Source organism: Leptospira sp. GIMC2001 (genome assembly GCF_028462125.1).
In the GTDB taxonomy this organism is placed as follows: domain Bacteria; phylum Spirochaetota; class Leptospiria; order Leptospirales; family Leptospiraceae.
Genome location: NZ_CP115468.1, coordinates 778533 through 801984 on the forward strand (window position 1 = coordinate 778533; position 23452 = coordinate 801984).

Sequence of the window (23452 nt, forward strand, 5' to 3'; positions counted from 1 at the left end):
TCCCTTATTCCTTAAAATGAAGTCATAAATACAGGTCCAATCGCCCAACTTCTATTGAAAGTCAGAGTAATCTCAGGATCCGAGTAAGCATAGTTTACCATAATACCCGCATTAGGATGGAAGAAAACCAATCCAGTTGCTGATACATTCCAAGCTCCTCGACTATAGTTTCTTCTTGCATTGATCGTTAAGCTAATAAACTTTTTATAGTCCATAAATAGAACTAATCCACCACTTTTGTCATCTCTTGGTATCTTGGTCATCGAATCGGTTGAGCTAACATCCCCCAAGCCTCGGTAAAGCCAAGCGTCAACAAGCGACTCAGGATCCGATGGAAGAAAATTCTGTTGGCCGCTCACAGCTCCAGCTGTAGTTCTAACATTGATATGATATCTATTGGCTGCGTACTGAATGTACGGTGTAATTGACCAGCTTTGAAATGGGAGCTTGATTCGGAGTCCGACTTTTCCAACATTTGAATGGTAACGATCATCTGCATCGATGACAGGAAATGATTGGTAGAGATTTGTTCCAACCGTTGTTCCGATTACATTTTTTACTTTATAATAAGCTCCAAATCCATTGTGGCTAAGACCAACCATCGGCGCAAAAGTCTGGTTGATTTTGTGGTAATACTCGAATCCAGTTGAATAAACATTGCCGCCGGCACCACCTTCTGCCGTATTCAAAGGGAGTGAGCCACTACTTTTTAGTGGAGAAAAGGCGACTTCTGCTCTTGCATACGTAGCTTGAACCACTAAAGATTCACTCAATAAGAGGAATTGGAAGCCTTTCTGAGGACCAGTTCCATCAACGGCTAAGTCAAGCGCACCAGATTGAGTTAACCCTGATAGCCTACCAATTGTTGGGTTTGCTCTCTGTCCAGTAGTTGGATCTGTATGTCCAAAAGGTAGATAAGTCTGCAGTTGTAGATTCATTTGTCCAGTGAAAGCTCCAACCAATAGCCTCCAATAATCTTCCTTAGGTTCCTTATTCTCAGTTGTAAGCTTCACTTCTTCAGCAATTGCTGGGTAAGAAGAAAACAAAGTTAACAAAATAATTCCGAATAATAAATTATTTCCTTTGTGTTTAATTTTATTAAGCGTGATCAGCATAAATTTTTCTCCAAATGTTCATTATGGATTGGAGAATTGCATGAATCATGCCACTGCAATAGGCTCAGAATCCTAGAATAAAGCCAGAATTTTGAGGCTGCTTGAATTCAATCGATTGGAATTCCATTAACTGACTGAAATCAATCACCTAATACGTTCTAAAATGCCTCTGTGATCAAAAATATCGATGGCATGGTTATTGCTATACTGTTCATCGAGTCATGAATATACAACTTACATTCTTTTCACTTGGATCACTTATCGTTTGCATTTTTACTGCGGTGCTTGCCAGTTTTCTTTTTAAAATTCGTGATCGCTCAAGTTCGAGTACTTACTTAGGTTTATCTTTTCTATTCTTTTCGATTCATGCTTCTTCATTTGTTTTGGCCTATTCTGTGAATCATCCGATTGCAGCTTATCATCGCTGGTTAGTACTTTTTGTGATTCCAGGATTTCTATGTATGGGACAATTTTTTTACAATTACCCTTCACCAATCCATAAACGATCATCTCAAATTTTCTTCATAACTCAATTAGTTCTTTGGTTTATTCTGCTTGGATACTATATCAACTCTACTCTTGGTCTCGATCCAATCTTTGATCGAAGCGAGCAGATCTGGACATTCCCGAATGCAAAAGAAAACAAAGTATTAGGTTTTTGTATTCTAATCTTTTCATTTGTCATGCTCACGACTGGAATTTGGAGAAGCATTCAAAACCAAGGAATGTATCGCAGGGTTACTATTTATTTTATTATTTTCTTTTCTTTTTTGATTTTTCCGCCAGTCATTGCTAATAGTTTGACGCGAGCAGGAATTATCATGAGATCTGATTTCCTATCCGTTTATACTTTTTGTATGACGATAGGAAGTTTTATCATTCTCGTTTTGTACATTAACACAACTAAAGATCGAACTAATTTCTTGAATCGAATCACGGGAATTTGTCTTGGTACTTTTTGGCTTTTGTTCTATTCTGTTATACTTATTTCTGTTGAGAAATTTGAATTATTATTTGATGAGAGAAATCTTGCCATCTCTCAATCTATTGTTCATAACAGAAAGCTTTCCGAAGACAGTGTCTATCTAATTAAATATTCAGACAATTCACCACTAACAAATGCATTTCAGTATGTAGAACTTGATAGTAAGCTAGAATTAGAATTTTTTGAAAGCCTGTTGAATTCCGATTCCACAAATCCTTTGACTCAAGCAAAAATATTTGATTCATCTAGGCTGTTGAGATTGGATCATAACGGGAATCCTTCAGTTCTTGCTTATCGAGTCAAGAATTCGTCATCAAAAGAAATTTATGAAGTTGGATATCCTTACATTAAATATCGAGATTTCTTGCATGAGCGGATTCTTCCTTATATATTAATACTTTTTGCATCCTTGATAATTGTTTTAATTGGATTTCGTTGGTTCTTCAAAGGGGCAATTTGGATTCCGCTCAAGAATTTATTGAGTGGAATTGATAAAGTAAATTCTGGTGATATGGGAATTCAAGTCCCCGTAAGAATCTATGATGAGATTGGATATCTTACCTCATCATTTAATGGAATGATCTCTTCGATTCGGGAAGCTAAGACTGCTCTTTCTGTCTATGCAGAGACGTTAGAAGAGCAGGTTAAGGAACGGACACACCAACTAACACAATCTCTCAATCAGCAACAAGGTGATTATTTTCTAACCTCTCTTTTACTTAAGCCATTTCTAACTGCAAATATTCAAACCGATAAAGTGCATCTTGAATTTTTGACTCAACAAATGAAAAAATTCCAATTCAAAAATCAAACTCATGAGATTGGAGGCGATTTATCGATGGCAACAAATCTAAAAATTGGCTCTTCAAATTGTATTGTCTTTATCAATGCAGATGCTATGGGTAAATCCATCCAAGGAGCAGGTGGAGCACTAGTATTAGGATCACTATTTGGATCAATAATCAACAGAACACAAATATATAAAAATCAACTTTCTAATATCACTCCAGATCGATGGATCAAGACAACTTTCTTAGAAATTGCAAAGGTGTTTGATATATTTCAAGGAAGCATGCTTGTAACAGCCATATTAGGTGTGATAGATGAAGACTCTGGAAAATTGTATATGGTCAATGCAGAACATCCTAATCCTGTTATATACCGAAATGGTAAAGCACGATTTCTTGAGTTCAATCATCTATATCGTAGATTGGGTATGCATTTCGATGCAACTTCTCCATTTCTTGTCAAAACATTTCAATTGGTATCGGGTGATATGATCTTTATAGGTTCAGATGGCAAAGATGATCTCGAGATTGGCAATACGAATGATGGTATTCGTGTCATTAACGATGGAGAAGAAGTATTTTTAGAACATGTAGAAAAAAGCAAAGGAGATCTAGATGAGATTTACGGAAGTATAAAAAGTTTTGGGAACATCACTGATGATTTATCAATCGTTCGTATAAAATATATATAAGTTATTAAAGGATTATTTATGCAATCAAGTTATTTATTAGAAATATTATTACCTTTGTCGCTCTTTATTATCATGTTGGGAATGGGATTAACACTGACCAATAAAGATTTCTCCAGGATCGCACTCTATCCTAAAGCTATCATTCTTGGGATTTTTGCTCAACTGCTTTTGCTGCCTTTGGTCGGATTTGGCGTAGTATATCTATTCCAACTTGAACCCAATTTAGCAGTTGGACTCATGATTCTTTCTTTTTGTCCATCTGGCCCAACATCTAATATGTATTCTTATATTTTTCGAGGTGACGTAGCTCTTTCAATCAGCCTTACAGCTTTGATTAGCATCATCAAACCTTTTACGTTACCTATTTTAGCATATTATACTATGCAACATTTTTTGGGCGAGGCTAGAACGATCGAGCTACCAATTTATAAGACCATACTTCAACTATTTCTGATTACAGTTCTACCAGTTGGAATTGGAATGTTGGTTCGCTATTTCCAGCCTCGCATTTCTTCAATCACTGAGAAGCCGATCAAGATTTTTTCGATGATCATACTTTTTGTCATCATTGGCGGCTTGGTCTATCAGAATTGGAACAAAATGTTTTCCTTCTTCTTTGCAAGTGGGTTTGCTTCTTTCACTTTGAATGTCATATCACTCACTGCAGGATTCGGAATTGCTCTTCTGGCAAAATTGAATAAATCTCAAACTATAACATTGGCTTTTGAATTAGGAATCCAAAATGGAACAACTGCCTTACTTGTCACGGGAACCATTCTCAAAAGTCCGGAAATGACAATCGTTCCAATCACATATAGTCTTTTGATGTTTTTCAATGCTCTAATCTTCGGATCAATTCTTTTGGGAAAAAAAGAAAGGAGAATGCCTTGATATTATAATGCCCATTGCGGTTTATTTTTAGTCCTTATGGAGGATTAATCCGAATCATTGATTCTAGTTAGGCTATATATTTAATTAAAAGGGATATTTTTAATAATGAAAGTTAAAAAGAATACAAATGAATGTTATATAATAAATCTAGTGTTATATTAAATATAAAAATGAACAACATTCTATGGTTAAACGATAAAAAGTTTGAATGCTCTATAGGGAAGGTTGAGAATGGCAATCGAGTCCGCTGATCGAATCAGTTTGGAATTAGTAAAAATTTGGAGGAATTGAGTGCAAACTGGGTATCTATTAGAGATTTTTTTGCCTGTATCATTATTTATCATCATGCTGGGAATGGGACTATCACTCACTAGCAAAGATTTTTCTAGGATAGCCTTATATCCGAAAGCAATGATTCTTGGTATCATTGGGCAATTGTTATTGTTGCCAATGATTGGATTTGGCGTTGCTACACTATTTCGACTCGAACCAAATTTAGCTGTAGGATTGATGATTCTTTCCTTTTGCCCGTCTGGATCTACTTCGAATATGTACTCTTATATTTTTCGAGGGGATGTTGCTCTTTCGATAAGCCTTACCGCTTTAATCAGTATCATTAAGCCATTCACCTTACCTATATTAGCTTACTATGCGATGCTTCATTTTCTGGGAGAAGGTAAAACCATTGAACTCCCGATTCTCAAGACAATCATCCAATTATTCGTGATTACTGTACTCCCAGTAGGTATTGGAATGTTAGTTCGACATTTCCAACCTATGATATCCAAAATTGCCGAAAAACCTATCAAGATATTCTCAATGGTAATACTGTTTGTTATAGTAGCAGGTGTAATTCATCAGAATTGGGACAAAATGTACGGATTTTTTCTGGAGAGTGGTATGGCATCCTTCACCTTAAATATCATCTCTTTATCTCTTGGCCTTGGAATCTCACTACTAGCAAAGCTAGACAAAGCCCAAACTATCACGCTTGCTTTTGAGCTAGGAATCCAAAATGGAACTACCGCATTACTTGTTACAGGCACGATACTTAAGAATTCTGAAATGACGATAGTTCCCGTAACCTACAGCCTTCTTATGTTTTTGAATGCCTTGATATTTGGCTCAATGTTGTTAAGCAAAAAAGAAAAGAGGTCAATCTAATGCTAAATAATCAATTAGCAATTGTTTTTCCAGGTCAGGGTTCTCAGAGAATCGGTATGGGTCTGGATTTTTATACGGAATATCCGGAAGCAAGATCTATTTATGATCAGGCAAATGAAGCACTTGGATATGATATACAAGATATATGCTTTCATGAGAATGATAAGATTAATCTAACAAAGTTTACACAGCCAGCGATACTAACAACTGAGATAGCAATGCTCAAAGTTATCGAGACGGAGTATGGTATCAAGGCAAATTATTTTGCTGGGCATAGTCTCGGGGAATATTCTGCGTTAGTTGCAGCAGGTGTGATTGATCTGGGTTCTGCTCTCCGAATTGTTAGCAAAAGAGGTGAATTGATGCAGTATGCAGTACCTGAAGGGATTGGTAGCATGGCTGCGTTGGTTAAAGATGATATTGGACAGACCGAATTTCTATCTATAGTTAAGCAGGCAGAAGTTGAGGTCGCCAACTACAATTCCAAGGATCAAGTCGTTATAAGTGGTAAGACAGAATTTATAGAGACAGCCTGTAAATTGTTAAGCGAGCTATATCCTGATATGAATATTGTGAGACTGACTGTCAGTGCCCCGTTTCATAGTAGCCTAATTCGATCTATTGAAGAGGACTTCAGAAAATATATTATTCAATTCCCATTTAACTTTGAGAATGCTAGCAAGGTTTTATCGAATTATACAGGCGAATTCCATACGCAAGATTCCTTAATAGACAATCTTGTAAGTCAGATTAGTGGATCTGTGGATTGGATAACCAATATGCATCGCTTGTTAGAGCTTGGTGTAGAGATATTGGAGGTTGGGCCAAATAGAGTTCTTGGTAAATTTTTCCTTAGCTTAGGAAAGGAAGTGAATTCGATTATCAATCAGCGTTCTATGCTTAAGAACTTCAAGGTAGAGCAAATATGAATAAACCATTTGCAGATCGAAACTATTGGGCATTGGTTCTGGGTGGATCAAGTGGTTTTGGTTTGAGCTCAGCCAAGAAACTCGCCCGTGAAGGAATGAATATTTGCATCATACATAGAGATCGTAAAGGCTCAATGGCTCGCATTGAAGAGGAATTTCAATCGATACGCAAAGAGGGAGTAAAATTTCTTTCCATGAATATGGACGCACTAGCTTCTGATGCAATTCAAAATGCTCTATTAGAACTAAAAGAAAAGATGGGTGATCAAGATAGTATAAGATTACTTATGCATTCAATTGCTTTCGGCAATCTGAAATTGATTGCTCCTCAGAAAAAAACAGATAAGGAATCTTCTCAAGTAATTTTGGCAAAAGAATTGGGAATACCTAGAGAAACATTGAGCCTTGCGGTTAATAAATTATTTGAGGCAGGGTATGACGACTTCATTCATTTGTCCGATCCCATTCAATACAATAATGATCTATTCATTGAGAACGAAGACATGGCGAACACTGTCTTTGCAATGGGAACGAGCCTGCTTACTTGGACATCCGCTGTTTTTCGTGCAGGTCTTTTTGCAAAAGAAGCGAGAGTCTTAGGACTTACGAGCGAAGGCAACGAGGTAGCATGGCGAGGTTATGCGGCCGTGAGTGCAGCCAAGGTTGCTATGGAATCAGTATCTAGAAGTATTGCCTATGAAATGGGCGGATACGGAATTACATCCAATATATTGCAACCTGGTGTCACTGATACTCCGGCTCTTCGTTTGATTCCTGGTAATACTCATATGGCAGCTCAATCGAGGTTGAGAAACCCGAATGGAAGGCTAACAACTACAGACGATGTTGCTAATGTTGTGTTTTTGATATGTATGGATGAAGCTCGCTGGATTAACGGAGAAGTTATCCGAGTGGATGGAGGAGAGAGGATTTCTGGATGAAGTATGAAGATTTTATAAAAAAAACATCTCTAACAGAATTAGAAGTGCTTGCTCTTTCGCACAATACTCTGGTTGAAGATATCAATTTTGAGATTCCAAGTTTACCTGCACCCCCTTTTCTCATGTTAGATTCCATAAATTCTATTGAAAGGAATGGAAGTCGCGGACGGATTGTAGCTGAAAAAAAAATTCGTATAGATGAATGGTTTTTTCAGTGCCATTTTCGAAATGATCCGGTAATGCCTGGTTGTTTAGGTGTCGATGCCATCTGGCAGTTGCTAGGTTTATATTGTTCATTGAATGGAGCAAAAGGATCTGGTCGAGCGTTGGGATGTGATCAAGTCGAATTTACAGGTCAGATCCGACCTCATAATAAAGTTCTAAGAATGGAAGTTGATGTTCGAAGGTATTCCTTTATTGAATCCCAGCAAGCTTCGATGGTTTTAGGTACTGGAACTTTGTTTGTTGACGACTCGCAAATCTATAAAGTATCCAATGCTCGAGTCGGTATATTCCTAGGTCTTCGATATCCAAACTACCCGATGACTCATGCAAACCAACTTCAGAATATACTAAATAAGGAAGATTGAATGAGAAATAAAATAGCAATTGTTACTGGCGGAGCTACAGGCATTGGCCGTGCTTGCTGTAAAGCATTGTCCGAATCTGGATTTATTGTTGGAATTCATTACAATTCAAGTCATACTAAAGCAAAAGCTCTCAGTGATTCACTCCCAGGATCCTTTATAATCGGAGCCGATTTGTCAACTGGGGAAGGTTGCGATTCAGTTTATGACACAATCAAAGCTCAGCCTTTTCCATTGGAGGTCCTGGTGAATAATGCGGGTTGGGTAAAAGACAATCCAATTTTCTCAGCCACGCTAGATGAGTTCGATCAGATGATTGCAATCAATATGCGCGCGACTTGGTATTTAACAAAAAGATTGTCCAGACTAATGATTCGAAACAAGCAAGGAAGAATTATAAATATATCTTCAGTTGTAGGGAGCAAAGGCAACGCAACGCAATCAGTATATGGAATGACCAAAGCAGGTATAAATAATTTTTCGCAAGTGGCTGCCCTTGAATTTGCACAGAATGGAATTCTTGTTAACTCAATTGCTCCGGGATTCATTGATACGGATATGACGAAGGATCTAACAGTGGACATTCGTGATAGAATATTAGAGAACATTCCTTTGGCAAGGATGGGTAAGGCAACAGAAATTGCTGAGGTTGTTCAGTTTTTGGCAACGTCTGGGAATTATATAACCGGGACAACAATTCATGTAAATGGAGGGATGTATGCAGGTTGAATTTATCAATTCTACATCTTGGGAGAGGGACAATGTGTTCGCATCTATTCCGCAGAAATCTCCTTTTCGATTCATCGATGACATACTTGAGCTATCGACTTTGCATTGTGTGGGTAAATATAGATTTCGTGAAGATGAGTATTTTTACAAAGGACATTTTCCTGATAATCCAGTTACACCTGGAGTGATTCTAATAGAAGCAATGGCACAGACATCGGTTGTCGCATTGGGTATTTTTTTAAATCTCAAATTTGGACAACCAAACAATAAATATACTACATTATTTACAGAAGCTGAGATAGAATTCAGCAATATGGTTCGTCCGGGTGAGACTGTCGAAATCCGAGGCGATCTTGAATTTTTTAGAAGAAATAAAATTAAATCTCGAGTTGTTATGAAGAACCAAGACGGCTCAATTGCAGCTTCAGGTCTGCTTTCGGGATTGGGAGTAAATATTCAATGAGTAGTAGAGTCGTAATTACGGGACTGGGTGTAGTTGCACCTAACGGACATGGAATTGCCGAATTTGAACAAGCGCTTCGCACTGGCAAATCAGGAATAGAATTTCAAGAAAAGATGAAGGAATTGAATTTTGCCTGTCATGTTGGCGGTATTCCAAAAGGAATTCGAGAGATTGCTCCTCAGTATTTTTCGGATGAATCCTTACTCGCAATGAATGAAACGCAGATATATTCAGGAATTGCAGCTATTGATGCGTGGAAGGATGCAGGATTATCTGTTCCGCATGATAAGTCCGAAGTGAATTGGGATGCAGGTTGTGTGGTAGGCCTTGGAATCAGCGGAATGGATGTAATCTCCGAAAAAGTAATTCCTATGGTTAATGCTGGTAAGACGAAAAGGATGGGATCAACAATTGTAGAGCAGGTAATGGCAAGCGGTGTGTCGGCTAAGCTATCGGGAATTTTGGCACTGGGGAACCAAGTAACTTCCAATTCCTCTGCCTGCAACACGGGAACTGAGGCGATAGTTATGGCCTTTGATAGAATTCGAGCAGGTCTAGCAGATAAGATGGTAGCTGGTGGTGTAGAAGGTTCGTCTCCTCATGTCTGGGCTGGATTCGATGCAATGAAAGTAATCAACTCAAGATCTAACAATGATCCTCATAAGGCATCAAGACCCATGAGTGCGTCTGCAGCTGGATTTGTGCCAGGTTCCGGAGCTGGGATTTTAATTTTGGAATCACTCGAGAGTGCAGTAAAGAGAAACGCTCGGATCTATGCAGAAATTCTTGGTGCAAATGTGAATTGTGGAGGACATAGAATGGGCGGAAGCATGACAGCTCCGAATCCGATATCTGTTCGAAGATGTATTCAGCAAGCATTGGCTATGTCGGGAATTGAGGCAGACCAAATAGATGGAATCAATGGACACCTAACAGCAACATTTGCAGATCCTTATGAAGTAGAGAATTGGTCTATTGCCCTCAATCTTGCACCAAATCAATTACCCAAAATCCAGAGTACGAAATCTATGATTGGACACTGCTTAGGAGCGGCTGGAGCAATTGAAAGCGTAGCAACTATAATTCAAATCAACAAAGGTTTTCTCCATAAATCAATCAACTGTGAAGATTTGCATGAAAAAATTCTTCCATACAAAGAATCAATACTACACCAAACAGAGAATAGTCCCGTGAATATAATGGCTAAGGCGAGTTTTGGTTTTGGTGATGTAAATGGATGTCTTATTTTTAAAAAATGGGAAACTAAATAGGAATTAACAAAAGAGGTACAAAATGAGTGAATCAGAAATCATGGAAAAAGTAATCAATATTCTTTCTCCTTACGCAAAAAACAAAGAAGCATTAAAAAATGCGACAACAGATACAAGTATTCTTAAAGAACTTGAAGTCAATTCTAGTCGCTTGGTTGACATCATCATTGCATTTGAAGATGAATTTGATATCGAAGTGGGAGATGGCGATGCTGACAAAGTTACAACCATAGGTGCTGCTGTAGGTTTAATCAAATCCAAAATTTGATCATGACTGACTCAACTTCCAAAATAGAAAAATACCACTTCTCTGTCATGTGGCAGAGAACTATGGATTGGATTTTTTTCCCATTCCTTGCAATTATTCTATCGATGATTCTCAAATATTTTATGGGTTATAAAATTCATAACCTGAAGGAAGTTCGAACCAAATACCGAACAATTTGTAAACAGAGAGGGAACAGTCCGCTTCTAATCTGTCCGAATCATTTAACTATGATTGATTCCATCATACTTGAGTGGGCATTGGCTTCACCGATTTGGTTGTGGTTTAATTTCCGTGATTTTCCTTGGAATATCCCAGCAATCGAGAATTTCAAAACAAATACTGTATTGAAGATACTAACTTATTTAGGTAAATGCATACCGATTGATAGAAAAGGAGGAAAGCAACATACGGATGCTGTTCTTCAAAAGGTCAAATTTCTTTTAAAACAAGGCGATGCATTTTTGATTTTTCCAGAAGGAACAAGAAGTCGCTCGGCTCGATTCGAATTGGATCAACTCGCATACGGAGTCGGACAGATTGTCCAAGATTTAAAAAAATGTTATGTGTTATGTGTATATATCCGTGGAGATAGTCAATCTAGCTTTTCAAGATATCCAATCAAAAATGAAACAATGTTTATAGAAATGAAAATGATCAAACCAACAAGTGATCTTCAGGGACTACGCGCGCAAAAGGATATTACTCTACAGATTGGACAAGAGATACATAAACTGGAGACTGAATACTTTCAAGCGAGAGGTGAATATGTTAATCGGTAATGACATTGTGGATCTAAAGGATGTTGATGCCTATCCTGCTATGGAAAGTTCAAACTATTTGAATCGTGTTTTTAGACCGATTGAACAGCTGCAAATAAAAAATTCTGCTAATCCTCGTAAGCTTCTCTGGATGATTTGGACCCTAAAAGAATCCGGATTCAAAGCTTGGAAGAGACAAAATCCGAAAATGATATTTTCACCAATTTCTATCCATGTTGACATTGAAAAAAAGAAAATAAGCCACCATCAGTATGGAAAACTAAAATTCGAAATTGATGATGGTGATGATGATTGGATCGCTGTCTATGTTTTCAATTCCAATCTTGAGAAACGATCAACCCTATTGCATTGGATTGGTGAAGTGAGTAAATTATCAGAAGGATTCCATTTGAATTCATCCGTTGCAGTTCGCACTCTTGTGTCGCAACGCCTTGGTGCTTTCTTGAATCTACCACCCGAAAGTATTGAGGTTACAAAAGAACTACCTCCCATGGTAAAAGAATCCAAAACAGGATCTATTCAACCTGTGTCCCTAAGTCACCACGGGCGATATGTTTCTGCTTTCATGGTTCTACCAAGAACCATGAAAAGTCTGTTCTATGAGAAGCTATCTACTTCTCACTCAGTATAGAAGCTAGTTCAACTAACAGTCGCACTCCGTATCCGGTTGGACCGTTTGGTTGTGTCCCAGACGCTTTCTTTCTCCATGCAGCTCCTGCTATATCAAGATGCGCCCAAGGAATGCTGGAATCAACGAAGTTAGATAGATACATCGCACCTGAAATAGTTCCTGCACCACGACCACCCGTGATATTCTTGAGATCTGCAATATCACTTTTTAGGTCTTCACCATACTCATCCCATAATGGAAGTTCCCATGTTCTATCATCAGATTCTAAAGACGCTTTCTTGATTGCCGACGTCAAATCTTCGTTATTCGATAGAACTGCCGCCGCCTCGTGTCCTAAAGCAATGATAGCCGCTCCAGTGAGTGTAGCCAAGTCAACCATATAGTCTGGCTTGATCTTGTCGCAGACATAAGATAGCACATCTCCAAGAACCAATCGACCTTCTGCATCTGTGTTCTGAACTTCAATGGTAAGTCCATTATAAGCTGTATAAACGTCACCAGGTTTTACAGCCTTTGCGTCGGGCATGTTCTCGGCAACTCCAATTGCAGCTACAACTCGAATCTTGGGTTGAGTTGCAGCAATTGCACCTATTGCATGTATGGCGGCAGCGGCACCGCACATATCGTATTTCATCTCATGCATTTCTGCTGATGGCTTAATTGAGATACCACCACTATCAAAGGTTAGCCCTTTACCAATTATAGCAAAAGTTTTCTTTGCACCGACTGGTTTGTAATCAATGAGGATCATTTTGGATTTTTTGTCAGAGCCTTCGCCGACTGTAAGGATGCCATTCATCCCCAGTTTTTTGAGCTGTGGTTCATCCAATACTGTGACTTTGAGTTTATGTTCTTTTGCAATCTCCCTGGATCGACTTACAAATTCTTCTGGGGTAAAATGATTGGCTGGTAAATGCGCAATATATCTTGCACCATTCACATGTTTTGCGACAGCTTGACTCTTTTTTATTCCAGCAATAATATCATTTTCTACTGAGGTATCTTCTGCAAGAAAACTCACACCGCCTGGTTTTTTCTTCTCTTTGGCTTTGTTTTTTGTAGCCAATACATTGAGTTTATAATACCCAATATCAATGGAGTTTGCAATTTGATAGGTTAACTTCTGTACGGGCAAAATTTCGAGCAATTCTCTGCGAAAATATATCTGGTATCCAACTGAATCATACTTTGCCAGTCGAGCTCCAAGTTTGATGAAAATCGCAGCAACTTTACGTAATAGTAACTTTTTGGGATCACCGAGTCCAATGAGAATAGTCTTAGATGCTTCATCGGTGAAGATCTGACCCATTTCTCCAGTGAAAATTCCAGCTTTCCACTGTTCGGCGAATTTTTTTGCTTGAGTATTTTTATTTTCTTCTGCAAATACGAAATGAGTTTTGTATACAAATTCAGATTGATTTTCGCCAAAGCTGTAGCGAATGGGAGTAGATTCTATTTTCATTATTTTCCTAAACTTTCTATGTCTGCAATGATTTGATCAACATGTCCGTTGACTTTTACTTTTTCGTATAGCTTTAAGAGTTTGAGAGACGAGTCAACCAGAAAAGTCGTTCGAACAATTCCCATCGCTTTACGACCCATGAATGTCTTCATCTGCCATACACCATAGCTCTCGCAGATTTCTCCAGTGTCATCAGAGATCAAAGGAAAATTCAAATTCTGTTTATCCGTAAATTTCTGGTGCGATTTTGTATCATCTTTCGATATTCCCACAACTTCATAACCGAGTTTTTTTATGCGGGCTAGATTATCTCGAAAGTCGCAGGCTTCTGTTGTACAACCAGGAGTTGAATCACGTGGATAAAAATACAATACTAAGCCTTTTTTTCCTACAAGATCTTTTAGTTTTTTAGGGGTGCCAGTTGTATCTTTGGCTGTAAAACTAGGAATTTTCTTTCCAATTTCTGGGTAACTCATTCATTTCTCCGATATTCTATTGCAAAATTTGATTATAATAATTAGACATAAACTCATAAAAATTCACTTGTCAATTTAGAAATTTCATCCGAGTCTAATAATAGGTATGGATTCGAAACTCAGAGCACAATTGATACGAGAAGCTAATACGGCTTTTAACGATAAAGATATTCGCAAAGCTCGTGAATTGTATCTAAAGACAGATTACAAAGATGGCTTGGTGAGATTGGGTGATTATTTTATGTATGATCGAAAACTTCCCATGCTCGCATTCGGATACTATAAAAAAGCTGGAATGCAATCGAAGGTGGATGAGATTTTCCAAAGAATGATTTTTGCCCTATCTACTTGGATTGGTAGAGATAAATTCAAACCTGCATCTGCGTCCAATGATGCGCGTCCAGCTGCAAATAATATTGAACCTCTTTCCGACGAGAAATCCAAACAATCTACTTTAAATCCTGATGATTTTCGTGTGCATCCAATTCTACGCGCTAAAGCACTTGAGATTCTCGCACAGCAGAATCGTTAATATATAATCAAAATTCAAATCTTTGAATCCGCAAGCTTCCGGATTGCTATACCAAGTCTAACATTTATGTTACCTGCAATTTTCTTTGGCCACGGCTCACCCATGTATGCAATCGATAAGAATCAATATTCAGAGACTTGGGTTCGAATCGGAGAGAACATTCTGTCCGCAAAAAATCCCCAACCCAAAGCTATTCTTATGGTATCGGCTCATTGGGTTACGAAGGGAACTTCGATTACGGCAATGGCAAATCCGAAAACCATTCATGATTTCCAAGGTTTTCCGCAGGAGCTTTTCGATGTTCAGTATCCGGCGCATGGAGATGCAGATATTGCGAAGTCAATAGCCGATAAATTCAAAAATTATAATATTCAATTGGATAGCAATTGGGGATTAGATCATGGAACATGGTCTGTATTAAAATGGGCATTCCCAGAAGCAAATATCCCTGTATTACAGCTTAGCATCAATGCTGAGATGAGTTTTCTTGAACACTACGAATTTGGATTAGAACTTTCTAGTTTACGAAATGAAGGAATTCTATTAATGGGATCTGGAAATTTAGTTCATAATTTGAGATTATTAAATTGGGGCAATCAAAATGAAAAATTGGAATGGGCAATAGAGGCGAGTGAGCAATTCAAAAAATTGATCCTACAAGCCGACGGAAAAAATTTGAGCCTCGCACATAAATTGGGAGAAGCAGCAAATCTAGCTATCAATTCAGCCGAACATTTTGTACCCGCACTTTACTGTTTGGGATTTATGGGAAAAGATGTGGATTTATCTAAAATACAATTGTTCAATGATGATGTGAATTCATCGATTTCGATGACTGGATTTGCTTATGAATTGAACGGGTTTAAAGGGTTAAGCGATATCATTTATTAACTTTACAATCGTTTTCATATTTCCATGCTTGCGTCTATATTCAAAAATTTAGATGATGGCATTATGATTCTAATTAGATACTTTAAACGGAATATTTATAAATAAACTGTAATATGATAGAAATAAAAAATTTAACAAGATACTATGGGTCGAAAAAAGCATTAAATAATGTCAGTTTCGAAATTGAGAAAGGCGATACGGTCGGAATTTTGGGACCGAATGGATCCGGTAAGACAACTCTGATCAATATTATATTGGGTATGCTGAAGCCTGATGAAGGAAGTGTCTTTTATGATTCTGTCAATCTTACTGCGGATACCTCAAGAATTCTATCGAATGTAGGGGCTGTAGTTGAGATTCCAAGACTTTATCCTCAACTATCAGGGACAGACAATTTACTTGTATTTGCAAATTTTCTAAATATACCGAATCGAAAAGAAAAAATTACCGAATTACTTTCATTAGTTGGTCTTTCCGATGCAGGTTCAGTTCCTTTCAAAAACTATTCATTGGGAATGAAACAAAGATTGGGGATTGCTCTTAGTTTACTCAATGATCCAGAAATTTTAGTTTTTGATGAGCCGACGAATGGACTTGATCCAGAAGGGATCATGAAAGTTCGAGAGATTATACAGAAATTATCAGCAACTGGCAAGACAGTCATTTTGTGTAGCCATTTGATCTCCGAAGTCGAGCTAGTTTGTAAAAAAATCGTAATCTTAAGAAATGGAGATCTTCGTAAATTGATTTCTTCCAAAGAATTGGAAGGTCGAGAGAATTTATTTTATATATCTATTTCGGATGAGAATTTCACGAGATTAGAGGATTATTGTGAGAACGAACCCTCGATTGAAATCATTGAATCATCTCGTAATAATTCTTCCATAAAGGTAAAATGGAACCAAGAATCTGATGCATCCGTCTTACTCAAGAAGATGGTCGATGCAAACCTTCCCGTTAATGGATTTTACAAAGAACAGATTCCTTTAGAGGATCTATTTCTTGAGGCAGTGAAATAATGAATTCTGACAATACAATAAACAAACAAAATAATATTCTAATGACCCAACAATCAAGCAGTCAATTCATTGAATTTTTCCATGCAACCAGATCTGAGTTGTTGAAATTGAATCTCCTCAAAGTTCCTCTTAGAATAGCTGTGATCAATATTGTGGTTCTCTTTTGTATCTTGGGAATATATTTTCAATTTTCGTCTAGGTCGGATGTTCAAGTTGACTATAGCTTAGAAAGGCATAAATCAATCATCGAAATACTTTCGTTTTTTACCCATTTTATATTTCTAATGATTATTTCTGTTACAATTTGTACTCAATTCGGACGTGAGTTTGAATGGCGAACGGTTCATCAGTTTTTTATCAAAGGACTCAGCCGAACGAATCTAATTCTTTCTAAATTTATTGCATTCTCGATAATTTTTATATTAGAATATTTGTTGTATTCATTTCTAATCTTGGGAATATTTTTTCTTTTTTCTCCAGCTAGTTTTACAGAAACCTTCTCATCCATTCCATGGATTGATCAGTTGGCTCCTTTAGTAGGAATTCCATTAACGGTTGCTATATCCATTTTTTCAGTAACTACTAAGTTTTCTGCAACTTCTGCTTTAGTTCAGAATGTTCTATATTTTATTCTGTTTGAAGGTGTTTTTCGCGGAATACTGAGTGGAATCCAAATGATTGAGAAAATCGAATGGTTGGATCAGCTTAGGGAATTTTTCCCTTATAAATCATATCTTTCTATTAGTAACGAATCTCCAGATAATTGGAAATTTATGATTGCGGTTATTGCTGCAACTTTGGTGCTTTTAGGTATCGCTGTGGTAAGAATGAACCGAAAAGAACCTGCACTTATTAATACTTAGTTAATTTATTTCTTGATCTTTTCCAATCTTAGTTTAGGGTTGTGGAATGTTTTTTGACCAATGGAAAAGATTCTATAAGTACCCAATAATTTTAGCAGTCGCTTTTTACGGAATAGGGAGTTTTACCCTATCCGCAGAAGAGGCATCGGATGTCGGCGAAGTCCTGGATCCTGGATGTGGCTTGCCGATCTTCAATGATACCAAACTTATCAAGCAAAGGGCAGTCTGGATCTCAAACGTTCGCTGGGCAACTGGATCAAAAATCCCCGTTTATTTTATGAACGGGACTGCAGAACAAAAAGCTTCAACCGAACACTGTGCACGTGAATGGGAACGATATGGCAATTTCAGTTTTGACTTCAAGCAAGGTGTAAAGAGAAGCAATGAACTTGCTATAAATATAAAATTTGGTCCGCAGAAACAAGGTGTGTTGGGATGGTCTTATCTAGGAACAGGTATGACGGATCCAAATAGATCCAGTATGGAATATGATACTCCTTACAAAGGTGCCAATGCCTGCAGTACAATCGTTCATGAATTTGGGCACGCTCTCGGCCTCCATCATGAGCAATACAATCCATCGAATAAATCCACCTGGATTCCAGAAAAAGTCTATGATTATTTTGGAAATAAAATGGGCTGGAGTCGAAATACAATCGATACAGATATTCTGCAATTACGAGCCGATAAATATTCCAATTATACAAAGGCAGATCCAGTATCCGTTATGGCTTACTATTTTCCTGGAGAATTATTCAAATCCGGCAAACCTATGGGAAGGAGATTCGGACTTTCTCAAGGTGACATTGAAGGAATCATGAAAATGTTTCCTGGAAAACCAAGACCGAGTGACACTAAACCAATCCATCTGTATTTCAAAAATAGTGGAATAGCTATTCGATCAACAGCTAAGAATGGCAAGATGACAATATTTGTCAATGGGCAGGCAGTTGAGACAATTGACTCAACTGGAGGACGCAATTCTCAAAAAGTTATCAATCTAGATGATAAGATCAGCAAATCAAGATTAGATGTAATTTCTTTTAGTTTTCAGTCAAATAATCGTGATTTTGCATATTGGTTGAATATAGAAGAAGGAAGTGAATCCTTATTTGGTCTTCACTGCGATCCCAATACACATTGTGATGGATTCAAGCAAGGTTTCTATCTAACTCATGTCTCCAATGGAAATCGTGGTCAACATTCCAATCTTGGACAACAAAATGTTGCAACTACAACTACAACGAATCCAAGTTCGACTACAACTACGAATCCGACTTCAACGACCTCAACTACTACTACTACTACAACCACGACTACTACCAATAATACGGAACCTCTCAATCCAGAATTGAATAGCAACTTAATCTATCATTGCTACGAAGGCAACACGAATGAAGTAAGGAGTTTACTGAATCGAGGTGCCGATCCAAATGCTAAATACGAAGGTTGGACTCCTCTTTTGTATGCATCTTATATGGGGCATGAACAAGTGGTTTTGGAATTATTGAGAAAGAATGCGGATTTCTCAGAGACCTATCAAGGATGGAATGCACGTATGTTTGCCGTTGAGAAAGGTCATAAGAAAATTGTCGAGATGATAGATGCCGCTATGGGTTTTCATCCCGATCAACAAAAGACCAATAGAAGTCTACCCAGCTTGCCTGGAAAATGATTCCGAATCGGAATGTATTGCTATTTCTTCACGAATGAAATTGTTCTTACTTCGTGGAGAATGGCCGTAGATTCTTTTATATGCTTTCGAAAATGCAAAAGCAGACGAATATCCAACTTGCCTAGAAACATCTTCCAGAGTGACGTCTGCGTTCTCTAGAAGATAACGACCACGATCGAGCCTCAATTTAGCTAGATAATCAATCGGTGTCTCACCTAGTGCTTGTTTGAATCTGGCTGCAAGTGATGCTCGGGACATTCCTACTGTATTGGCTAGTGATTCAATCGTCCAATTGTGTAATGGATTCTTATGAATTGTTTCGAGGCATGATAGAATTTTCTCATCTCGAAAAACTGCAATCCATCCAGGATTATTAGAAGAATTAGTTTCAATCCATCTTCGAATAGCATAATATAATAAAATATCAGTTAACCTTTGAATAATGAGCGATGAGCCGATGCCAGATTCAATTTCTTGAGAGATCAATTGTGTGGTGGAGTGAATTGGGTCGTGATTGGGTACTTCATGACCTTTTACATGGATATATTCTGGCAGAGCGTTAAAAAAAGGATGACGCGGCCCGTCTGGAACTTCATAGCGAACAGAAATGAAAGCCATTTTTGATTCGTTTGGATCTAACTTAGTCGCTTCTCTAAGGGAATGGAATTGATTGATGTCGAGTGCTTTCTCTTTTGGCGTTGATACGAGATCATGATGAAGTCCTTGCGTGATAAAGAATAGATCTCCCTTTTCTAGTTTTATAATTTGTTTATTGAATCTCACATAACAAAAGCCTTGTGTAATAATATGAAATCCGCCACTTCTTTCGCATGGGAATTTTAAACCCCAATTGCCATGAAGAGTCTTTCTTGAGAGTAAATCATTCTTCCAATTTGCTGTGTCGAGAATTTCTGATAGTAGATCCATAGGACAATTATAGATGGAATCCTACAAAAGTCTATCAAAATAGACGATTGGATATGTTTTTTTGATCCATGGATATGGACAGATACTTTAAACCTGATAGAATTAGATTCAATTAAAGGAGTTTACAATGAAAATATTTGTATATGGCGGAACAGGAACAGTGGGAGGTTTTTTGATTGATGAACTATTGGCTAAAGGCCATGAAGTCTATGCTGGAACTAGAAATGTCTCTAATCAGAAAGCAGAAAAGAATCTTAACTGGGTTCATGTAGATTCGAATCAAAAGACTTTAGGTTTAGAAGTTTTGGAAAAGGTTGAACGTATGTTCCTTTTGTCTCCTCCAGGAGAGACAGAACAATTCGCAATTCTGAATCCCTGGGTTGAAAAAGCAAAATCGGTTGGTATATCTAAAGTAGTTTTGATGACGGCTATGGGCGTAGACTCCGCACCGCCAGAAGCACCATTTCGAAAACTTGAGATAGCACTAGAAAACTCAGGACTCAATTACAATATAATAAGACCCAATTGGTTTATGCAGAATTTTAATTCATTTTGGATACATGGTATACTGGCTGATAGAAAGGTCTATTTCCCTGGCGGTAAAGCGAACGTTAGTTTTATAGATGCTCATGACATTGCGAGTGTTGCGGCTTCTCTGATCACTGACGATTCCAAGAAGAATCTTTCGTACAATTTGACCGGTAGTGAATCAATTGATCATGACAAAGCGGCATCAATCATGTCACAAGTTACAGGATTGGACATTCAATATGTTGATGTGAATCCAGATGATTTTTACAAAAGTTTGGTTTCTGCAGGATTATCTGAGGATTATTCTAAATTCTTACTCTATATTGCTAGTGCACTTAGAGATGGGTATGCCGCACCAATTTCGAATTCTGTAAAAGAGTTAACTGGTAAAGATCCAATTACTTTTGAAAAGTATGCAAGAACTTATAAGGAAAGTTGGATTAAATAGTTGTTTACTAATTATTGAATATTTAATATATTCATCAAATGATTTCGGAAAACTTTTCTGCGGATTGGGAGCTTCAGCTCTTACTTGAGAATACGCAGGAGAGTTTTCTGATTATAGACCGCAATCTTGCAGTTATTTCCTTCAATCGTCAATTCGAGTTTCTCTATTCCAAGTATTTTGGTATCCAGGTTCGAAAAGGTGTAAGTATTTTAGAATATGCTCAACCAGAAAGAAGAGAGATTGTAGCAGAAATTTATAGGAAAGTCTTTGCTGGTGAAGAAATAATTTCTGAAATTGTAGTCCCAACAAAAGAGGGAAATACTCGCTACTTTGAGTTAAAATATAAACCGGCATTTGATACAGATCGCAATACAGTTGGAGCGTTTATTTCATGTATAGATATTACTGACCGGAAAAATTACGAAGCAACCATTATAGGTCGTGAGAATCGATTTAGATCTTTGGTTGAGAATAGTCGCGATTCCGTTGCAATTATATCGGCAGATGGTCAGCCAACTTATGTAACTCCATCCATAGAAAAAGTCTTAGGATATACAGAAGAAGAAAGCAGTAAATTAGATTTGTTTTCTCTTATACATGATGATGACAAAGAAGGCGTGCAGAATGCACTCAGTCAAGCTATCCAAAATCCAGGAATTTCTATTCCAGGGCATACTTCTCGAATGCTTCACAAAAATGGAAGCTGGAGATGGATAGAATCCACAATTAAGAATCTCCTCGACGATCCAAATATTCAAGGTATAGTTGATAATTTTCGTGATGTAACGGATAGTCATAATTATCGCCTAGAACAAAATTTAATCTCGCAAATCCTACGAACATTTCATACAAAAGAAGATTTGGAAGAATCCATAGTTGATGTTCTCAAATTGATCGGTCTGTATTTTGGTTTTGATCTTGGTGAGGCTTGGCTTGTCAGTCGAACTGGCAATCAGATCCATTTGCGAGGGAAGTGGTGTCGGAGCCATGAACTTGAAATCGAATCTATAAATTCTTTTAGCAAGTTCAAAAGAGGAGAAGGTTTACCCGGAAGCACATGGGAAGAGAAAGAAATTATTTTCTGGGAAAATTTATCCGAGAATCCGAAATTTGTTCAACGTGATTATTTATCCAAACTAAATCTTACTGCAGGTTTAGGCTTACCTATATCAATCGACAATCAGGTAATTGCAGTCTTTGTTTTCTTTAGCAATAAGAACAACCATATTGCCTTCAACCAACATGAACTCTTGGAAAAGATCTCACTGCATATCGGAATCGATATTGCAAGAAAAATCAGCGAGGATGGGCTAAAGAATATTCTGCGGAATTCTCCGGATTTATTAGGCATTATGAATTTTCAGGGTCAATTGCTTGAGACAAATCCAGCCTTCTTAAATAGTTTAGAATATTCTGAATCTGAATTATTATCGAGAATTTTTACCTACTATATACATTCAGAAGATAAAGAGTTGATGGAGAAATGGATTGATTCGATCTCAAATGATAGAAATCCAGATCCTGTCATCATTCGGTGCCAGACAAAATTGAATCAGATTAAGTGGATTTCTTGGTCTTTCTCCAGGGTAACGCAAGACAGTGATGTTTTTTTTATATATGGCAAAGATATTACAGAAAGAAAACAAAATGAGATCAAATTACTTGAGCTCAATACAATTCTTGGGAAAAGAGCGATTGAATTGATTTCGACCAATCGAGAGTTGGAACAATTTGCATTTATAGCTTCGCATGACCTCCAAGAACCACTTAGGATGGTAACAAGTTTCCTATCAAGACTAGAGACTCGATACAAAGATGTTTTGGATGATGTAGCTAAGCAATATATAGATTTCGCAGTGGATGGCGCGACTCGAATGCGCCGAATCATTCTGGATCTGCTTGAGTATTCAAGATTGGGTAAAAAAGATTTACCTATTGAAACCATTGAATTAGGAAATTTATTAAAGGTCGTTCTGAATTTTAATAAAACTATGATTGACGAAACCAATGCGATTATTGAGATTAAGATGCCCATGCCGACGATCCAGGGAGCTAAGACGTTAATTCAACAGGTTTTTCATAATATCATAGTTAATGCCATAAAATATCGAAATCCGGATTGCAGACCGGAAATCGAGATTTCTCATTCTGAAAACCCGACTCATTGGATTTTTTCGATCAAAGACAATGGAATTGGAATTGATAAACTTTTTTTTGACAAAATTTTCGTCATATTCCAACGACTACACAGTAGAGAAGAATATTCTGGTACGGGAATCGGTCTTGCTATCACCAAGAAAATTGTCGAAAACCACAATGGAACTGTCTGGGTTGAATCTGAATTAGGTAAGGGAAGTGTCTTTCATTTCTCAATTGGAAAGAATCAATGAATTGT

At 37.5% G+C, this 23452-nt stretch carries 23 protein-coding genes; 19 read left to right on the forward strand and 4 right to left on the reverse strand.

Annotated features, from left to right (window positions below):
* Positions 1-11: 11 nt before the first annotated feature.
* A complete protein-coding gene (locus O4O04_RS04970) occupies positions 12-1115 on the reverse strand; it encodes a hypothetical protein (protein WP_272534578.1) in 1104 nt (367 codons plus the stop codon).
* A gap of 221 nt (positions 1116-1336) precedes the next feature.
* Here O4O04_RS04970 and O4O04_RS04975 point away from each other — a divergent pair, with 221 nt between their 5' ends.
* From O4O04_RS04975 to O4O04_RS05030, 12 genes are all read left to right on the forward strand, one after another.
* Positions 1337-3580 carry a SpoIIE family protein phosphatase gene (locus O4O04_RS04975; RefSeq protein ID WP_272534580.1) on the forward strand — a complete coding sequence of 748 codons (2244 nt, stop codon included), beginning with the start codon at positions 1337-1339 and terminating at the stop codon, positions 3578-3580.
* A gap of 18 nt (positions 3581-3598) precedes the next feature.
* Complete coding sequence (locus tag O4O04_RS04980) at positions 3599-4471, forward strand: bile acid:sodium symporter family protein (protein ID WP_272534582.1); 873 nt, start codon at positions 3599-3601, stop codon at positions 4469-4471.
* Between the two features lie 291 nt (positions 4472-4762).
* Positions 4763-5635: a bile acid:sodium symporter family protein gene (locus O4O04_RS04985; protein ID WP_272534584.1), complete on the forward strand. Its 873-nt coding sequence runs from the start codon at positions 4763-4765 to the stop codon at positions 5633-5635.
* Positions 5635-6564: an ACP S-malonyltransferase gene (locus tag O4O04_RS04990; protein WP_272534586.1), complete on the forward strand. Its 930-nt coding sequence runs from the start codon at positions 5635-5637 to the stop codon at positions 6562-6564. The genes O4O04_RS04985 and O4O04_RS04990 overlap by 1 nt, the downstream gene beginning before the upstream one ends.
* Positions 6561-7505 (forward strand): SDR family oxidoreductase, encoded by a 945-nt coding sequence (locus O4O04_RS04995; protein WP_272534588.1) that lies wholly within the window; start codon positions 6561-6563, stop codon positions 7503-7505. Before O4O04_RS04990 ends, O4O04_RS04995 begins: the two co-directional genes overlap by 4 nt.
* Positions 7502-8095: a bifunctional 3-hydroxydecanoyl-ACP dehydratase/trans-2-decenoyl-ACP isomerase gene (gene fabA, locus O4O04_RS05000; protein WP_272534590.1), complete on the forward strand. Its 594-nt coding sequence runs from the start codon at positions 7502-7504 to the stop codon at positions 8093-8095. The genes O4O04_RS04995 and fabA overlap by 4 nt, the downstream gene beginning before the upstream one ends.
* A complete protein-coding gene (locus tag O4O04_RS05005; RefSeq protein ID WP_272534592.1) occupies positions 8096-8821 on the forward strand; it encodes a 3-oxoacyl-ACP reductase family protein in 726 nt (241 codons plus the stop codon). It begins immediately after the preceding gene.
* Positions 8811-9284: a 3-hydroxyacyl-ACP dehydratase FabZ family protein gene (locus tag O4O04_RS05010; protein WP_272534594.1), complete on the forward strand. Its 474-nt coding sequence runs from the start codon at positions 8811-8813 to the stop codon at positions 9282-9284. The genes O4O04_RS05005 and O4O04_RS05010 overlap by 11 nt, the downstream gene beginning before the upstream one ends.
* Entirely contained in the window at positions 9281-10555 is a 1275-nt protein-coding gene (locus O4O04_RS05015; RefSeq protein WP_272534596.1) for a beta-ketoacyl-[acyl-carrier-protein] synthase family protein, read from the forward strand. The genes O4O04_RS05010 and O4O04_RS05015 overlap by 4 nt, the downstream gene beginning before the upstream one ends.
* A 22-nt stretch (positions 10556-10577) precedes the next feature.
* Positions 10578-10823, forward strand: a complete 246-nt coding sequence (locus O4O04_RS05020; RefSeq protein ID WP_272534598.1) for an acyl carrier protein — start codon at positions 10578-10580, stop codon at positions 10821-10823.
* A 2-nt stretch (positions 10824-10825) separates the two neighbouring features.
* Positions 10826-11602 carry a lysophospholipid acyltransferase family protein gene (locus O4O04_RS05025; RefSeq protein ID WP_272534600.1) on the forward strand — a complete coding sequence of 259 codons (777 nt, stop codon included), beginning with the start codon at positions 10826-10828 and terminating at the stop codon, positions 11600-11602.
* Complete coding sequence (locus O4O04_RS05030) at positions 11589-12233, forward strand: 4'-phosphopantetheinyl transferase family protein (RefSeq protein WP_272534602.1); 645 nt, start codon at positions 11589-11591, stop codon at positions 12231-12233. Before O4O04_RS05025 ends, O4O04_RS05030 begins: the two co-directional genes overlap by 14 nt.
* Here O4O04_RS05030 and O4O04_RS05035 read toward each other — a convergent pair.
* Positions 12214-13695 carry a leucyl aminopeptidase family protein gene (locus O4O04_RS05035; protein WP_272534604.1) on the reverse strand — a complete coding sequence of 494 codons (1482 nt, stop codon included), beginning with the start codon at positions 13693-13695 and terminating at the stop codon, positions 12214-12216. The two genes, O4O04_RS05030 and O4O04_RS05035, sit on opposite strands and share 20 nt — an antisense overlap.
* Positions 13695-14171, reverse strand: coding sequence for a thioredoxin-dependent thiol peroxidase (bcp, locus tag O4O04_RS05040; RefSeq protein ID WP_272534606.1), 477 nt, complete (start codon positions 14169-14171; stop codon positions 13695-13697). The genes O4O04_RS05035 and bcp overlap by 1 nt, the downstream gene beginning before the upstream one ends.
* Before the next feature lie 106 nt (positions 14172-14277).
* On the opposite strand from bcp, the gene O4O04_RS05045 reads away from it, so the two are divergent.
* The 5 genes from O4O04_RS05045 (at position 14278) to O4O04_RS05065 (ending at position 19151) form a co-directional block, all read left to right on the forward strand.
* On the forward strand, positions 14278-14703 hold the full coding sequence (locus O4O04_RS05045) for a hypothetical protein (protein WP_272534607.1): 426 nt from the start codon (positions 14278-14280) through the stop codon (positions 14701-14703).
* Between the two features lie 66 nt (positions 14704-14769).
* Positions 14770-15594, forward strand: a complete 825-nt coding sequence (gene ygiD / locus O4O04_RS05050) for a 4,5-DOPA-extradiol-dioxygenase (RefSeq protein ID WP_272534609.1) — start codon at positions 14770-14772, stop codon at positions 15592-15594.
* A 113-nt stretch (positions 15595-15707) separates the two neighbouring features.
* Positions 15708-16613 carry an ABC transporter ATP-binding protein gene (locus O4O04_RS05055; protein WP_272534611.1) on the forward strand — a complete coding sequence of 302 codons (906 nt, stop codon included), beginning with the start codon at positions 15708-15710 and terminating at the stop codon, positions 16611-16613.
* On the forward strand, positions 16613-17476 hold the full coding sequence (locus O4O04_RS05060; RefSeq protein WP_272534613.1) for an ABC-2 transporter permease: 864 nt from the start codon (positions 16613-16615) through the stop codon (positions 17474-17476). Before O4O04_RS05055 ends, O4O04_RS05060 begins: the two co-directional genes overlap by 1 nt.
* A 46-nt stretch (positions 17477-17522) precedes the next feature.
* Complete coding sequence (locus O4O04_RS05065; RefSeq protein ID WP_272534615.1) at positions 17523-19151, forward strand: ankyrin repeat domain-containing protein; 1629 nt, start codon at positions 17523-17525, stop codon at positions 19149-19151.
* On the opposite strand, the gene O4O04_RS05070 is transcribed toward O4O04_RS05065, so the two are convergent.
* Positions 19128-20078: an AraC family transcriptional regulator gene (locus O4O04_RS05070; RefSeq protein ID WP_272534617.1), complete on the reverse strand. Its 951-nt coding sequence runs from the start codon at positions 20076-20078 to the stop codon at positions 19128-19130. The two genes, O4O04_RS05065 and O4O04_RS05070, sit on opposite strands and share 24 nt — an antisense overlap.
* Positions 20079-20205: 127 nt before the next feature.
* Between O4O04_RS05070 and O4O04_RS05075 the strand changes: the two genes are divergently transcribed.
* Together O4O04_RS05075 and O4O04_RS05080 are read left to right on the forward strand one after the other, a co-directional pair.
* Positions 20206-21057, forward strand: coding sequence for an NmrA family NAD(P)-binding protein (locus O4O04_RS05075; RefSeq protein ID WP_272534618.1), 852 nt, complete (start codon positions 20206-20208; stop codon positions 21055-21057).
* 38 nt (positions 21058-21095) lie between these two features.
* Positions 21096-23447, forward strand: a complete 2352-nt coding sequence (locus O4O04_RS05080; RefSeq protein WP_272534619.1) for a PAS domain S-box protein — start codon at positions 21096-21098, stop codon at positions 23445-23447.
* Positions 23448-23452 lie beyond the last annotated feature (5 nt).